A 16,214-nucleotide genomic window follows, 5' to 3' on the forward strand; every position below is an offset into this window, starting at 1 on the left:
GCGGGAAGCCGCGTCCCCCGCGCCCTGCACGGTTCCACCCCTACCAGCCCAGGAGGCCCCGTGTCCGAATCCACCCGCGTCGATTTCTGGTTCGACCCCATCTGCCCGTTTGCCTGGGTGACGTCGCGTTGGATCCTCGAGGTGGAAAAAGTCCGCCCCATCGACATCAAGTGGCATGTGATGAGCCTGTCCGTGCTGAACGAGGGCCGGGACCTGCCGGAGGAGTACCGCGAGATGATGGACCAGAGCTGGGGGCCGGTGCGCGTGGTCACCGCGGCCGCCGCGGAGCACGGCGACGGGGTCATCGGGCAGCTCTACACGGCGATGGGCACACTCCTGCACCAGGACGGGGTCGCCGACCGCAGCGAGGTCATCGCCCGCGCCCTTGAGGCCGTTGGCCTGCCCGCCGGCCTGGCGGCCGCGGCGGAGACGGACGCCCACGACGGCGCACTGCGCGCCAGCCACGAAAAAGGCATCTCCCAGGTGGGCGAGGACGTGGGCACGCCGATCGTCTCCCTCAACGGCACCGCCTTCTTCGGCCCGGTCATCACGCGGGTCCCCACCGGCGAGGACGCCGGAAGGATCTTCGACGGCGCCGTCGCGCTGGCCCAGTACCCGCACTTCTTCGAGATCAAGCGCACCCGCACGGAGCGTCCGGTCTTCGACCTGGGCTGATCCTGCCCCGGCTTCCGGGAACGCGTGCCCGGAAGCCATGCCTCAGGCGGTCAAGAGGGCCCTCCCACAAGGGGAGCGCCCCTGCGCTGGCCTGGGGCACAGCATTCGCCAAGGGGCTTGTGCGGCCCGTGGCGGAGGCGCACACTATCAGTACGCATCCCCACAAGATGCGGGGACGAAAGCCAAATCTTCAGTGACGGAAACGGGACTTCCTCCCCGGACCGGCCGCCAGCAACGAGGCGGTAAGACCTGACTGAAATGGATTTCGTTCGGTTGGTAGTCATCGTTGCCAACTAGCCAAGATGAGTCGAAGCCCCTCCGACGGCAAAACGCCGAAGGGGCTTCCCCTCTTTAACGCACCCTTCTTTTAACGCCTTTCCCGCGAGGGCCCGCCTCCGGGGACAGACGGCGGAGGCCGCCACACCCGACGGGGTGTGGCGGCCTTCCTGTGGGGCGGCCTCGCAGTGTGCCCGCCTCCCTGCGAGGGGACGCGCGGCAGCGCTAGGCCTGGGGCGCAGGCTCCTCGGCCGGGGCCAGCTCGACCTCGGCCACCGCCAGCTCGCCCTCCCCGGCCACCAGGACCAGGTCGCGGGCGTTGCCGGCGGCGAGCAGGTCGCCGAGGCCCTCGCGGAGCCGGGCCAGCTGCGCCTCGGGCGCGGTCACCACCCCGGTGAGCACCTCGGTGCGCTGCTTCACCTTCGCCTCGGACTTTGCCTTGCGGATGCCGCCCAGGGCCAGTCCGACCGTCGGAAGCACCTCGGTGTCGGCACCCTCGACGGCGCCGGCCAGGTTTTCCGCCGTCGGCCAGGCGGCGCGGTGCACGGACCCGGAACGCCACCAGCCCCAGACCTCTTCGGTGGCGAAAGGCAGGAACGGGGCGAACAGGCGCAGCACCGAGTCCAGCGTGGTGGCCAGGGCCGCGAGCACGGAGGCCTGCTCGGCCTCGCCGCGGGCACCGTAGGCGCGGTCCTTGACCAGCTCCACGTAGTCGTCCGTGAAGGACCAGAAGAACGATTCCGCGATGGACAGGGCGCGGGCGTAGTCATAGGCCTCGAAGGCGCGCGTCGCCTCCCCGACCACCTGCTCCAGGCGGGCCAGCAGCGACTTGTCCAGCCCGTTGGTGACCACGGACGCGTCCCCGGCCAGCACGTTGGCCTCGGTGGCGCCGAGGTTGAGCACGAACTTGGAGGCGTTGAGCAGCTTGATCGCCAGGCGGCGGCCAATCTTCATCTGGGCGATCTCGTAGGCGGTGTCCGCCCCCAGCTTGGCCGAGGCGGCCCAGTAGCGCACCGCGTCCGCGCCGAACTCGTTGAGCACGTCGGTGGGCACCACCACGTTGCCCTTGGACTTGGACATCTTCTTGCGGTCCGGGTCCAGGATCCAGCCGGAGATCGCCGCGTGCTTCCACGGGGCGGTGCCGTGCAGGGCATCGGCGCGCACGGCGGTGGAGAAGAGCCAGGTGCGGATGATGTCGTGGCCCTGCGGGCGCAGGTCGAAGGGGAACACCTTCGCGTAGAAGTCCTCGTCGCGGCTCCAGCGGCCCACGATCTGCGGGGTCAGCGAGGAGGTCGCCCAGGTGTCCAGCACGTCCGCGTCGCCGATGAAGCCGCCGGGCACGCCGCGCTGGGACTCGTCGTAGCCGGCCGGAGCGTCGGCGGCCGGGTCCACGGGCAGCTGCCCGTCGGAGGGCAGCAGCGGGTTGTCGTAGTCCGGCTCCCCGGAGGCATCCAGCGGGTACCAGACCGGGACCGGCACGCCGAAGAAGCGCTGGCGGGACACCAGCCAGTCGCCGTTGAGGCCGGAAATCCAGTTCTCGTAGCGGCTGCGCATGAACGCCGGGTGGAAGTCGATCTCCTGGCCGCGGCGGATCAGGCGGGCGCGGCGCTCCTCGTCGCGGCCGCCGTTGCGGATGTACCACTGGCGGGAGGTGACCACTTCAAGGGGCTTGTCGCCCTTCTCGAAGAAGTTGACCGGGTGGGTGATCTTCTTCGGCTCTCCATCGAGCAGGCCCGCCTCGGCGAGCATCTTCGCCACGGCCTCCTTGGCGGAGAACGCGGTCTTGCCCGCCACCTCGGCGTATGCGGCGGCGCCCTCGGCGGTGTCGATCCACTCCGGGGTCTCCCCAAGCAGGCGGCCGTCGCGGCCGATGATCGCGCGGGTGGGCAGCTGCAGCTCGCGCCACCACGTGACGTCGGTCAGGTCCCCGAAGGTGCAGACCATCGCGATGCCCGAGCCCTTGTCCGGCTTGGCCAGCGGGTGCGGGTGCACCTGGACCTCGACGCCGAACAGCGGGGAGGTCACCTTCTTGCCGAACAGCGGCTTGTAGCGCTCGTCGTCCGGGTTCGCCACCAGGCCCGCGCACGCGGGCAGCAGCTCCGGCCGGGTGGTCTCGATGAAGACCTTCGTGCCGTCCTCGGCGAAGAACGGGTAGCGGTAGTAGGCGCCGGGCATTTCCCGGTCCTCCAGCTCGGCCTGGGCCACCGCGGTGCGGAACGTGACGTCCCACAGCGTGGGGGCCTCGGCCATGTAGGCGTCGCCGGAGGCCAGGTTGGCCAGGAAGGCGCGCTGGGAGACCGCGCGGGAGGTGTCGTCGATGGTCCGGTAGGTCATGTCCCAGTCCACGGACAGGCCCAGGGTGCTGAACAGGTGCTCGAAGACCTTCTCGTCCTCGACGGCGAGCTGCTCGCAGAGCTCGATGAAGTTGCGCCGGGAAACCACGTCCCAGTCCCGCTGGTTCTTCGCCGGGGCGGCCGGGGGCCGGTAGCCGGGATCGTAGGCGACCTTCGGATCGCAGCGCACGCCGTAGAAGTTCTGCACGCGGCGCTCGGTCGGCAGGCCGTTGTCGTCCCACCCCATCGGGTAGAAGACGTTCTTGCCCGTCATCCGCTGGTAGCGGGCCAGCACGTCGGTCTGCGTGTAGGAGAACATGTGTCCCACGTGCAGGGAGCCGGACGCCGTCGGCGGGGGAGTGTCGATGGAGTAGACCTGCTCGCGCGTGGTGTCCGCGTTGAACTTGTAGGTCCCCTCGGTGCGCCAGCGGGCGCTGAGGGTCTCCTCCAGACCCTCCAGCGCCGGCTTGTCGGGAACGTTGACGGTTGCGGGCGTGTCTGTGCCCGGGATCTGTTCAGCCATGGGCTCCATTCTTCCACGGGGCAGGCCCGCCAGGGGCCGTTGGGGACAACACGGCCCCGGCGCGCCCGCGGAATGCCCGGTGGCGGGTGCCGCCGGGTCCCGGACGGCCGGACTAGGGTTGACCCATGACTTCCGCGACTTCCGCCCTCTCCGCCTCCGCCCATTCCGCCGTCGTCACCGGGGCCTCCACCGGCATCGGCGAGGCCACCGTCCGGGCCCTGCGGGCCCGCGGCTGGACCGTCTACGCCGTCGCCCGCCGCGCCGCCCGCCTGGAGGCGCTGGCCGCGGAGACCGGGGCGGTTGCGGTCGCCGCCGACATCACCGAGGACGGCGACGTCGAGCGCCTGCTCGCGCACGTCACCGCGGGCGGGGGGATCGACACGCTGGTGAACATCGCCGGCGGGGCCCGCGGAGCGGACCCCGTGGGCGAGGCCAGGACCGAGGACTGGGAATGGATGTACCGGGTCAACGTGATCGGGACCATGAAGGTCACCCGCGCCTTCCTGCCGATGCTGCGCGCGCACGGGGAGGGCACGGTGCTGAACCTGACCTCGACCGCGGCGATCGTCAGCTACGAGGGCGGCGGCGGCTACAACGCGGCCAAGTTCGCCGAGCGCGGCATGACCCAGGCGCTGCGCCTGGAGGAGGTGGGCCACAACCTGCGCGTCATTGAGGTCCTGCCCGGACTGGTGCAGACCGAGGAGTTCGCCCTGAACCGGCTCGGGGACCCCGACGCGGCGGAGAAGGTATACGCCGGCGTCGCCAAGCCGCTCACCGCAGGGGACGTGGCCGACGTCGTTGCCTATGCGGTGACCCTGCCGCACCACGTGAACCTGGACGAGATCGTGATGCGCCCGGTGGCGCAGGCCGCCGCCCACAAGGTCATCCGGAACGCCTGACCGCCCCTGGCCGGGACACCCGATGCCCGTCCGGGTCGGTTAGACTTGGGGGCAACGGCGTCGACCCGGCCATCACCGGCGAGCCTCCGGAAGAAAAGCCCATGGGGCGGCGCGCGGAAACCCCGCGCCACCGCGCGGCACTGCCGCACGGACCGCCGTCCCGCGGGCCCAGTAGAACCGGACGGGTATGCCCGTCACAGCAGACAACGAGCGGCATGGCCGCCCGACCACGGACCTGCCGGGACACCGGCGGGGCCGGCGCAGCCCGGGTCCACGACACGGCGCAGCGGTCCGGACGGGCCCATGCAAACGGGGTGGTACCGCGGTGCCCGGCGACAGAGAGCCGGGATCTCCGTCCCCGTGCCAGGACCAGGCGTTCCCCGCGGACGCCGACCACGCCAGGACTGTGCCGCCGATGACCACCTACCCCAAGGCCTCCACCGACCCGCAGGGCGCCACGCCCGCCTCCCCCCGCTTCCCCGAGATCGAGGAACGCGTCCTGAAGTACTGGGACGCCGACGGCACCTTCCAGGCCTCCATCGACGGCCGCGACGCCGAGGGCGGTGCCAACGAGTTCGTCTTCTACGACGGCCCGCCCTTCGCCAACGGCCTGCCGCACTACGGACACCTGCTCACCGGCTACGTCAAGGACCTCGTCGCCCGCTACCAGACCCAGCGCGGCCACAAGGTGGAACGCCGCTTCGGCTGGGACACCCACGGCCTGCCCGCCGAGCTTGAGGCCATGAAGCAGCTGGGCATGACGGACAAGAACCAGATCATGGCCATGGGCATCGACAAGTTCAACGACGCCTGCCGCGAGTCCGTGCTCAAGTACACCCACGAATGGCAGGCCTACGTCACCCGCCAGGCCCGCTGGGTGGACTTCGAGAACGACTACAAGACGCTCAACGTCGAGTACATGGAATCGGTCATCTGGGCCTTCAAGCAGCTGCACGAGAAGGGCCTGACCTACCAGGGCTTCCGCGTGCTTCCGTACTGCTGGAAGGACGAGACCCCGCTGTCCAACCACGAGCTGCGCATGGACGACGACGTCTACAAGAACCGCCAGGACCAGACCGTCACGGTCACCTTCCCGCTGCTGGCCGGGGAAACCGAAATCTCCCGGGCGCTCGCCGGCGTGCAGGCGCTGGCCTGGACCACCACCCCCTGGACCCTGCCGACCAACGCCGCCCTCGCCGTCGGGCCCGAGGTGGCCTACGTCGTCGTCCCGGCCGGCCCCCACGGGGTCAAGGCCTCCGCGGCCTCCGGGCGCTTCCTGCTCGCCTCGGACCTGCTGGCCCCCTACGCGAAGGACCTCGGGTACGACGACGCCGCCGCGGCGGCCGCAGCGGTCGAGGCCACCTTCCGGGGCTCCGAGCTGGAGGGCATCTCCTACGAGCCGCTCTGGGACACGTTCGCCGACGCCGAGAAGTGGGGCATGCAGAACGCCTGGCGGATCGTGGTGGCCGATTACGTCACCACCACCGACGGCACCGGCATCGTCCACCAGGCCCCGGCCTACGGCGAGGACGACCAGAAGGTCTGCGAGGCCAACGGCATCCCCGTGATCCTCTCCGTCGACGAGGGCGCCAGGTTCCTGCCGCTGTTCGCCGACGGGCCGCTGGCGGAGATCGCCGGCGTGCAGGTCTTCGAGGCGAACAGGACCATCACCAACCTCCTCAAGGCCGACGCCCGGCTGGTCCGCACGGCCAGCTACGAGCACTCCTACCCGCACTGCTGGCGCTGCCGCACCCCGCTGATCTACCGCGCCGTCTCCTCCTGGTACGTCGAGGTCACCCGGATCAAGGACCGCATGCTGGAGCTGAACCAGGAGATCAACTGGATCCCGGGCAACGTCAAGGACGGCCAGTTCGGCAAGTGGCTGGAGAACGCGCGCGACTGGTCCATCAGCCGCAACCGCTTCTGGGGCTCCCCGATCCCGGTCTGGGAATCGGATAACCCGGAGTATCCGCGCCGGGAGGTCTACGGCTCCCTGGCGGAGATCGAGGCCGCCTTCGGCACGCTGCCGCGCAACCACGCCGGCGAGGTGGACCTGCACCGTCCGTTCATCGACGAACTGGTCCGTCCCAACCCGGACGACCCCACCGGACAGTCCATGATGCGCCGCGTCGAGGACGTGCTGGACGTCTGGTTCGACTCCGGGTCGATGCCCTACGCCCAGGTGCACTACCCGATGGAGAACAAGGACTGGTTCGACGGGCACAACCCGGCGGACTTCATCGTCGAGTACATCGGCCAGACCCGCGGCTGGTTCTACACCATGCACATCCTGGCCACCGCGCTCTTCGACCGGCCGGCATTCCGCAACGTCATCAGCCACGGCATCGTGCTCGGCTCCGACGGGCAGAAGATGTCCAAGTCGCTGCGCAACTACCCGGACGTCAACGAGGTCCTGGACCGCGACGGCTCCGACGCCATGCGCTGGTTCCTGATGGCCTCCCCGATCCTGCGCGGCGGCAACCTGGTGGTTACCGAGCAGGGCATCCGCGAGGGCGTGCGGCAGGTGCTGCTGCCCATGTGGAACGTGTGGCACTTCTTCAGCCTCTACACCAACGCGGCCAACGGCGGCGCCGGCTACGACGCGAAGCTGTGCCACGACGCCGCCGACCCGCTGGACCGCTACATGCTCGCCGCCACCGGCGACCTGGTCCGCGAGGCCACCGCCGCGTTCGACGCGTATGAGATCTCCGACGCCTGCGAGGCCGTGCGCCAGTACATGGACACGCTGACCAACTGGTACGTCCGCCGTTCCCGCCAGCGTTTCTTCGACGAGAACACCGAGGCCTTCGACGTCCTCTACACCTGCCTCGAAGCCCTGTGCCGCGTGGCCGCCCCGCTGCTGCCACTGGCCACCGAGGAGATCTGGCGCGGACTGACCGGCGGGCGCTCCGTGCACCTGGCCGACTGGCCGGACGCCGGGCTCTTCCCGCGCGACGCGGACCTGGTGGCCCGCATGGAGGCCACCCGCCGCATCTGCTCGGTCGGCTCCTCCCTGCGCAAGGGCGCCAACCTGCGCGTGCGCCTGCCGCTGAACGGGCTGACCGTGGTGGCCGGGGGCGCCCGGGACCTGGAAGGCACCTACGCGGCGATCATCGCCGAGGAGCTGAACCTGCGCGGGGTGACCCTGCTGGATGCTTCCGAGGCGGACGCCGGCGAGTTCGGCATCAGCCAGAAGCTGGTGGTCAACGCCCGCGCCGCCGGCCCGCGCCTGGGCAAGGGCGTGCAGCAGGCCATCAAGGGCTCCAAGTCCGGGGACTGGTCGGTGGAGGCCGACGGGACCGTCGTCTCCGGAGGGCTGCCGCTGGAGCCGCACGAGTACACGCTGGAAACCGTCGTCGAGGAGCACGGCGAAGGCGCCTCCATGGCTGCGGCCGTCCTGCCCGGCGGCGGGTTCGTCGTGCTGGACACCGAGGTCACCGCCGAGCTCGAGGCCGAGGGTACCGCCCGGGACATGGTCCGCGCCGTGCAGCAGGCCCGCAAGGACGCCAACCTCACCGTGGGGGACCGCATCCGCACCGTGATCGCGGCCGACGAAGCCACCGTGGAGGCCCTGCGGGCCAACGCCGAACTGCTCAAGGGCGAAACCCTCACCGTGGACCTGGTGCTCGAGGTGGTTCCGGACGCCGCCGAACCGGTGGTTACCGTGGCCGCCGCGGCCGTGACGGAGGCCCAGGCATGAGCGGCTTCGACGAGTTCTCCGTGGAGAGCGTTTACGCCGAGCTGCTGGGCCGCGCTCCCGAAAACAAGATCGAGCCCCGCATGGAGCCGATGCGCCGGGCGATGGAGGTGCTCGGAGAGCCGAACAAGGCGTACCCGATCATCCACATCACCGGAACCAACGGGAAGACCTCCACGGCGCGGATGATCGAGTCGCTGCTGGGCGCCCACGGGCTGCGGACCGGCCGCTACACCAGCCCGCACCTGGCCAGGGTCACCGAGCGCATCAGCATCGACGGCGAGCCCTGCCCGGACGAGACGTTCGTGCGGATCTGGGACGAGATCCGCCCGTACCTGCAGATCGTGGACGGCGAGCTGGAGGCCCGCGGGGAGAACCGGCTGACCTACTTCGAGGCCGTCACCGTCCTCGCCTTCGCGGTCTTCGCCGACGAGCCGGTGGACGTGGCCATCATGGAGGTGGGTTTGGGCGGGATCACCGATGCCACCAACGTCGGCGACGGCACCGTCAGCGTGGTCACCCCGATTTCGCTGGACCACACCGACCTGCTGGGCGACACGGTCGAGGACATCGCCTGGGAGAAGGCCGGGATCATCAAGCCCGGCGGCTTCCTGGTCAGCGCCGCGCAGCCGGCCGGGGCGGCGGATGTGCTGCTGGAGAGGGCCCGCGAGGTCGGGGTCCCGTTCCGTTTCCAGGGCGTGGAGTTCGGCGTCGAGGCCCGCACGCTGGCCGTGGGAGGCCAGCAGCTGGTCCTCAACGGCCTCGCCGGCCGCTACACGGACATCGCGCTGCCGTTGCACGGGGCCCACCAGGCCCAGAACGCCGCCGTCGCGCTGGCTGCGGTCGAGGCGTTCATCGGCGGCGGGGAGAAGCAGCTGGACGCCGACGTGGTGCGCGAGGGCTTCGCCAGCGCCTCCAGCCCCGGCCGCCTCGAGGTGGTGCGCACCTCGCCGACCGTGGTCGTCGACGCCGGGCACAACCCGGACGGGATCCGCGTCAGCGCCGAGGCGCTGAAGGAGACGTTCGGTTTCAGCAAGCTGGTCCTGGTGGTGGGCATCCTGGGGGAGAAGGACGCCCCGGCGATGCTCGCCGAACTGCGCACCCAATACAGGGACCTGGTCGAGGACATCTGCCTGACCCAGTCCACCTCGCCGCGGGCGATCCCGGCCGGCGAGCTGGCGGAACTGGCGCTGGAGGCCGGCTTCCCGGAGGCGGACATGTATGTGACGGAAAAGCTCGACGACGCCCTGGACTGGGCCGCCGGCCGGGCCGACGCGACCGACGACTTCGGCGGGGGCATCCTCGTCACCGGCTCCATCACCTTGGTGGCCGAGGCCCGCACGCTGCTCGGAAAGTAGGGACACCGATGGCACGACTGACCAGGGCCCAGCGCGAATGGCGCCCGGGCATGAAGAAGAAGCGGCGCTCGATCCGCACCATGTTCGCCTCGACGGTGCTGACGCTGGAGGCATTCCTGGTGTTCTTCGCGGCGCTGACCGTCTACGGGCTGCGCAAGGACATCCCGGGGCCGCTGACCCTGGGCGTCGGGATTGGGCTCGCCGTGGTGTGCATCCTGGCCTGCGCCCTGCTGACCAAGCCGCTGGGCTACTGGATCGGCTGGGGCATCCAGGGGGCACTGTTCCTGATCGGCTTCATCGAGCCGACCATGTTCCTCATCGCGGCCCTGTTCACCGCCACCTGGTGGTACGCGGTCACCAAGGGCCGCGCGATGGACCGGGAGAACGCCGAACGCGACCGGCTGCAGGCCGAATGGGAAGTAGCCCACCCGGAGCAGGGCGCCTGACGCCCCCGGCCGCGCCGGCCCTCCAGCCCCCGCCGGTCCCCGCCGCTCGCTTCGTTCGCGGCGGGGACCGTGGCGGCTAGACTCGGAACCAGAAAACGACCCCCATGAAGGAGGCATCCCCGTGTCCATCGAACGGACCCTTGTCCTGGTCAAGCCGGACGGCGTGCAGCGCGGACTCACCGGCACCATCCTGTCCCGCATCGAGGCCAAGGGCTACCGGCTGGCCGAGTTGAAGCAGGTGGAGGCCAGCCGCGAGCTGCTGGAGAAGCACTATGAGGAGCACGTCGGCAAGCCGTTCTACGAGCCCCTGGTCGAGTTCATGCTCTCCGGCCCCGTCGTGGCCGCCGTATTCGAGGGCCACCGGGTCATCGAGGGCTTCCGCTCCCTGGCCGGCACCACCGACCCGACCATCGCCGCCCCGGGCACCATCCGCGGGGACTTCGGCCGCGACTGGGGAGTGAAGGTCCAGCAGAACCTGGTCCACGGCTCCGACTCGGCCGAGTCCGCCGAACGCGAGATCGGCATTTGGTTCGCCTAGCCTGCCCTGAGGCCAGCGGCGCGGTGGCACCTTCGAAGGAAGGCGCCGCCGCGCCGCCGGCCTTTTTGGCCAAATTCTCTTGGCCAAATTCTCTTGCCCGGATTCTTTTGGGCGGATTTTGGGCCCGGGCCCGGCCGGGTGCACCCGGAAGCGGCGTGCCGGCAGCGCGGACTGGTGAGAGGTGCCGCCTGTTGAAAGGTGCCGCCTCTGGAAGGGCGCTAGTCGTTGAAGACGGCCTCGGTGATGTCCGTCGGCTTTTGGAACTCCCGGTCCGGCAGCCCGCGCAGGGCCTCAAGGGAGACGTCGTCGGCTCCGGATTCTTCCGCCTTCTTGACGATGTCTTCCCTGCTGGCCGGGAAGTCCAGTCCGCCCAGATGCTTCTGCAGTTCAATGGGGTTCGGCTTGTCTGCCATGTCCTTACTCCTGCGCTCGACGTTCCCTGAGAGTTCGCCCGCCGCCGCCGGCGCCGGCCGCACCCGGCCAGTGTGGCACGGCGGATACGGGGCAGCAACAGGAACGCCTCCCGGCGGGGGCCCGCGCCGGGGCCCGCGCCGAACCGGTGGCGGGCGGCGTCAGCCCAGGAAGGCGTTCATGAACCGCAGGAATACGGAACCGGCGGCCAGCACCAGCAGCAGGGCCGCCGCCACCCACGCCCATTCGGCGGCGAAGGCGCGCACGCGTGGACCGGCCGGAATCACCCCGGCGCGCAGGTTCCGCACCGTCGTGTAGACGAAGAGGGGAATGACCATCGCCCACACCACCATGCAGTAGATGCACAGCGCACCGATCTGGTACAGCGCCTGGGACCAGAGCCAGACGCAAAAGGCGAACGCCAGCGTGATGCCGGCCTGGAAGCCGATCCAGTACCAGCGGGCGAAGCGCGCCCCGGCCAGCAGCGCCATCCCCACGGTGACGACGATCCCGAAGCCGACGATCCCGATAAGCGGGTTCGGGAAGCCGAAGAGCGAGGCCTGCCAGGACTTCATGACGGTTCCGCAGGAGACCCAGGGATTGATGTCGCAGCTGGTGGTGTGCCCGGCATCCCGGTAAAGGGCCAGGCGCTCAAGGACCAGGATGGCGGAGGCAAGCCAGGACACCACGCCCGTCACCACGACCAGCCAGGCGAAAGCCCGGTCCCGCTGCTCCATGCCCTGCCCCGAGGTGCTGGGGGAGTGCTCTGTCACGGTCACGGGACCTCCTTGAAAGGAACGGGCTTGGAAGGATCGGGCTTGGAAGGATCGGGGACGGATCTTTGCCTTCGAGTCTAGGTGGCGCGGAACCGGGTCCGCGCGCGCCGGGACCGGGGCGAGCCGTCGGCGCCGGCCTTCGCCGCCGGGCGCGTCCGCCGGATCATGCCGCCGTTTTGGGGGTGGGACACGCGGGGACCGCCCGGGGCGAATTGCCGCCGTGTGAGACAATGGTCATGGCCGCTAGTGGATCCACAGTCCGCTTCCGGTCCAGTGACAGGCTTCCGGGCCCGTCGGCGATGCATTGGTCGGGGACAGACGAGAACGGCCCCCGCCGAAAACCGCCGTCGGCCGCCGCAACAGAAAGCGGCATGCCGGGAAGAGCGCCGCTGGTTCCCTCGGGAGTTCCGCACCGCACGACGACGGTGCACCCCTGGGGAATAGCACAACGACTTCCGGGGACCGGGAGGCCGCAAGGCCCCGTTTCCCGACTGACGCACCGGCAGGGCCCGCTGTGGAGGGTCCCTCCCGGGTAGGAGTATGGCTATCCATGGACCCCATTAACGAAGAACAGGGCCTTACCGAAGACCAGTCCGCCACGGAGGCGGCCGCTGAGGCAGTCAACACCGAGGCTGTGGGCACCGAGGCAGTCAACACCGAGGCTGTGGGCACCGAGGCGGTCAACACCGAGGCTGTGGGCACCGAAGAGGCTCCGGAGCCTCCCGCCAAGGCCACGCGCCGCCGCGCCGCCGCGTCCGGGACCCGCACGACGGCGACCCGTACCCGCAAGACTGCCGCGCAGAAGGCCGCCGAGGCGGCAGCCGCCGAATCCGCCGCCGGGGGAGATGTCCCCGAGGTTGTGGGGGAGGGGCCCGTCGTGGCCGCCGAGCTGGCCGCCGCCGTGGAGGCCGCTGCCGCCGCACCGGTTTCCACCGAAGCCGGCGGGTCCGAGGCCGTGGAGGCTCCGGCCAAGGCCACGCGCCGCCGTGCCGCCACGTCGGCCGCCACCACCACCCGCGCGCCCCGCACCCGCAAGACTGCCGCGCAGAAGGCCGCCGAGGCTGCCGAAGCCGCTGCGGTTGCTGCCGCCGGGCCCATGGACGAGACTGCGGTGGAGGACGCCGCTGCGTCCGGTTCCGTGGAGTCCGTGGAAGTTCCCGCCAAGGCCACGCGCCGCCGTGCCGCCACGTCCCCGGCCACCACGACCTCCCCCACCGCCTCCGCGACCATCGCTCCTGAGCCGGTTGCGGCCGAGGCCGTCGCTGCCGATTCCGTGGAGGCCGTGGCGGCTCCGGTGAAGGCCACGCGCCGCCGCGCCGCCACATCCCCTGCCACCACCCGCACCCGCAAGACTGCCGCGCAGAAGGCTGCCGAGGCGGCTGTCGCTGCCGAATCCCCCGCTGCCGAATCCCCCGCCGGCTCCGCCGCTGGCGGGACGGTTGAGGCCGCCCCGGTGGAGGCCGTCGCAGTTGATGCCGCCGCGGTTGAGGTCTCCGCGGTTGAGGTCTCTGGGGCGGCGCCGGTGGGCGAAATCCCTGAGGCTGCTCCGGCCGAGGCCGCGGCCCCTGCCGCTTCCGAGCCCGCCGGCCCGGCCGGCAACCCGTTCGCGCTGCCGGTGGACCCGCTGTCCGTGCTCTTCCACGCCCCCGACCTCAGCGCCATCCCCGCCCGTGCCGCGGAGCCGGAAGAGGAGGAGGACGAGGCCGGTGAGGAGGCCGAAGGCCGCTCCCGTTCCCGGCGGGCCCGCCGCTCCCGCGGCCGCGTCCGTGGCGAAGGCGCCGAAACGGAAACCGAGGGCGCGGCGGAGCCTGCCGAAGCCCCCCTGGTCGGGGAGGACGGCGTCGTTTCCCGCCGCCGCCGCCGCCGTCGCCGCGGGGATGCGGACCTGGAACTGACCGGCGGCCACGATGACGATCCGCCCAACACGATCACCCGCGTGCGCGCCCCGCGGCCCAACGGCCCCGAGGTTGTCCCCTCCAACAAGGTTGCCTCCGTCAAGGGTTCCACCCGCCTCGAGGCCAAGCGGCAGCGCCGCCGCGAGTCCCGCGAGTCCGGCCGCCGCCGCCAGGTCATCACCGAGGCGGAGTTCCTGGCGCGCCGCGAGTCGGTGGACCGGCAGATGATCGTGCGCCAGCGCGAGGACCGCATCCAGATCGCCGTCCTCGAAGACGGAATCCTGGCCGAGCACTTCGTTTCGAAGACCCAGCAGGACTCGCTGATCGGCAACGTCTACGTCGGCAAGGTCCAGAACGTGCTGCCGTCCATGGAGGCCGCGTTCGTCGACATCGGCCGCGGCCGCAACGCCGTCCTCTACGCCGGCGAAGTCAACTGGGACGTTGCGGGCCTGGACGGGCAGCCGCGTCGCATCGAGCACGCGCTGAAGTCCGGGGACTCGGTCCTGGTGCAGGTTACCAAGGACCCGGTCGGGCACAAGGGCGCCCGCCTGACCAGCCAGATCTCGCTGCCGGGCCGCTACCTGGTCTACGTGCCGGGCGGTTCCATGACCGGCATCAGCCGCAAGCTGCCCGACGTCGAGCGCAACCGCCTCAAGAAGATCCTCAAGGACCACCTCCCGGAGAACGCGGGCGTGATCGTGCGCACTGCGGCCGAGGGTGCCTCCGAAGAGGAGCTGATGAACGACATCAACCGCCTGCGCGCCCAGTGGGAGGAGATCGAACGCAAGTCGACCTCCACCAAGACCCTGCCGCCGGAGCTGCTCTACGGCGAGCCGGACCTGACCATCAAGGTCGTCCGCGACGTCTTCAATGAGGACTTCTCCAAGCTGATCGTCTCCGGCGACGAGGCCTGGGACACCATCGAGGCCTACGTCACCTACGTGGCCCCGGACCTGGTCTCCCGTCTCGAAAAGTGGGAGGGCGAGGAGGACATCTTCGCGGCCAACCGCATCGACGAGCAGATCCACAAGGCCCTGGAGCGCAAGGTGTTCCTGCCCTCGGGCGGATCGCTGGTGATCGACCGCACCGAGGCGATGACCGTCGTGGACGTCAACACCGGAAAGTTCACCGGCAGCGGCGGCAACCTCGAGGAAACCGTCACCAAGAACAACCTCGAGGCTGCCGAGGAGATTGTCCGCCAGCTGCGCCTGCGCGACATCGGCGGCATCATCGTGATCGACTTCATCGACATGGTGCTCGAGTCCAACCGCGACCTGGTCCTCCGCCGCCTGGTGGAGTGCCTGGGCCGCGACCGGACCAAGCACCAGGTCGCCGAGGTCACCTCGCTGGGCCTGGTCCAGATGACGCGCAAGCGCATGGGCACCGGCCTGCTCGAGGTCTTCAGCGAAAACTGCGAGGCCTGCAACGGCCGCGGCCTCATCACCCACGACGAGCCCGTCGAGCACCGCCGCTCTTTCACCTCCCACGGCGAGCCGCACGCTGCCCCGCGCACCGACCGCATCGACCGCACCGCCTCCCGAAGCGAGCGCCGCAAGCGCGGCCGCGGCCCGGAGAAGGAGCAGGAGTCCGTGGTCGCGCAGCTGCCCGAGCCGCCGGAGGCGGCCAAGGCCAGCGCCGCCCGTGCCGCGTTCGCGACGATCGCGGCCGCCGCCCACGCCGCCCACGAGCACGAGCACGAGCGCGGGGACAGCGTCCATGCGGCAGCCGACGCCGCCCTAGCGGCGATCGTCCACGGCGCGGCCGCGGCCGGCCATCCGGTGGAAGCTGGGGCCGAAGAGCGCGGGGCCCTGGAAGACGGCGCCGTGGAGGACGGAGCCCTGGAAGAGGGCACCGTGGACGGTGCCGGGCAGGTCCTCACCCTTGCCGGCGAGGAAGTGCCCCTGCCGCGTTCGCGCCGCCGCCGCCGCGCGTCCGCGCCGGCGCAGACCCCGGACCTGACGCTGGAGAGCCTGACCGCGGCGTTTGCCGAGGTCCCCTCCCCGTCACCCGTCCAGTCCGTGGCGGCCCCGGCTGCAGCCAGGGCCCCGGAAGCTGCGGAAGCCCCGGAAGCTGCGGAAGCCCCGGAGGCTTCCGCGGTGGAAGCCGCCTTGCCGGAGGCGCCGCAGGGCGCGGCCGGGGAGGGGCCATCCGGCGAGGGGCGCTCGCGCCGCCGCCGCCGCGGACGCGCTTCCGCCCCGGCGATGGCTCCGGCCCCCGCGCGGGGAGCGGAGGCTGCCGTCCCCGCGCCGGCCGAATCTGCGCCGGTGGAAACCGCGCCGGTGGAAGCTGCACCGCTGGACGCCGTGGCGGAAGTCCCGGTGGCCGGTCCCGCCCCGGCCGTTGCGGCCACGGAGCCTCCGGCCGGGCCGGCGGGGTCCGGCGGGGGC

At 70.9% G+C, this 16,214-nt stretch carries 10 protein-coding genes; 7 read left to right on the forward strand and 3 right to left on the reverse strand.

All coding sequences use genetic code 11. The features are described 5' to 3' along the window. Positions 1-60: 60 nt before the first annotated feature. Positions 61-675 carry a mycothiol-dependent nitroreductase Rv2466c family protein gene (locus tag NCCP_RS02595; protein WP_149955496.1) on the forward strand — a complete coding sequence of 205 codons (615 nt, stop codon included), beginning with the start codon at positions 61-63 and terminating at the stop codon, positions 673-675. 501 nt (positions 676-1,176) lie between these two features. Here the strand turns inward: NCCP_RS02595 and valS are convergent. Beyond that, on the reverse strand, positions 1,177-3,807 hold the full coding sequence (gene valS, locus NCCP_RS02600; protein ID WP_149955497.1) for a valine--tRNA ligase: 2,631 nt from the start codon (positions 3,805-3,807) through the stop codon (positions 1,177-1,179). A 125-nt stretch (positions 3,808-3,932) separates the two neighbouring features. Between valS and NCCP_RS02605 the strand changes: the two genes are divergently transcribed. The 5 genes from NCCP_RS02605 to ndk all read left to right on the forward strand — a co-directional run bounded on the left by NCCP_RS02605 (position 3,933) and on the right by ndk (position 10,745). Further along, positions 3,933-4,706, forward strand: a complete 774-nt coding sequence (locus NCCP_RS02605) for an SDR family oxidoreductase (protein WP_149955498.1) — start codon at positions 3,933-3,935, stop codon at positions 4,704-4,706. A 415-nt stretch (positions 4,707-5,121) separates the two neighbouring features. Beyond that, the gene (gene ileS / locus NCCP_RS02610; protein WP_149955499.1) at positions 5,122-8,406 is read left to right on the forward strand and encodes an isoleucine--tRNA ligase; all 3,285 of its coding nucleotides are present in this window, start codon (positions 5,122-5,124) and stop codon (positions 8,404-8,406) included. Beyond that, positions 8,403-9,761, forward strand: coding sequence for a bifunctional folylpolyglutamate synthase/dihydrofolate synthase (locus NCCP_RS02615; protein ID WP_149955500.1), 1,359 nt, complete (start codon positions 8,403-8,405; stop codon positions 9,759-9,761). Before ileS ends, NCCP_RS02615 begins: the two co-directional genes overlap by 4 nt. An 8-nt stretch (positions 9,762-9,769) precedes the next feature. Next, the gene (locus NCCP_RS02620; protein WP_149955501.1) at positions 9,770-10,207 is read left to right on the forward strand and encodes a DUF4233 domain-containing protein; all 438 of its coding nucleotides are present in this window, start codon (positions 9,770-9,772) and stop codon (positions 10,205-10,207) included. A gap of 121 nt (positions 10,208-10,328) precedes the next feature. Then, a complete protein-coding gene (gene ndk / locus NCCP_RS02625) occupies positions 10,329-10,745 on the forward strand; it encodes a nucleoside-diphosphate kinase (RefSeq protein WP_149955502.1) in 417 nt (138 codons plus the stop codon). 218 nt (positions 10,746-10,963) lie between these two features. Here ndk and NCCP_RS02630 read toward each other — a convergent pair whose 3' ends face one another. Both NCCP_RS02630 and NCCP_RS02635 read right to left on the reverse strand, forming a co-directional pair. After that, positions 10,964-11,158 (reverse strand): DUF2795 domain-containing protein, encoded by a 195-nt coding sequence (locus tag NCCP_RS02630; protein ID WP_149955503.1) that lies wholly within the window; start codon positions 11,156-11,158, stop codon positions 10,964-10,966. A 159-nt stretch (positions 11,159-11,317) separates the two neighbouring features. After that, on the reverse strand, positions 11,318-11,893 hold the full coding sequence (locus NCCP_RS02635; protein WP_149955554.1) for a vitamin K epoxide reductase family protein: 576 nt from the start codon (positions 11,891-11,893) through the stop codon (positions 11,318-11,320). 589 nt (positions 11,894-12,482) lie between these two features. On the opposite strand from NCCP_RS02635, the gene NCCP_RS02640 reads away from it, so the two are divergent. Continuing rightward, on the forward strand, positions 12,483-16,214 hold a 3,732-nt coding region (locus NCCP_RS02640), incomplete at its 3' end, for an Rne/Rng family ribonuclease (protein WP_149955504.1).

It is taken from the genome of Zafaria cholistanensis (assembly GCF_008580665.1).
In the GTDB taxonomy this organism is placed as follows: domain Bacteria; phylum Actinomycetota; class Actinomycetes; order Actinomycetales; family Micrococcaceae; genus Zafaria; species Zafaria cholistanensis.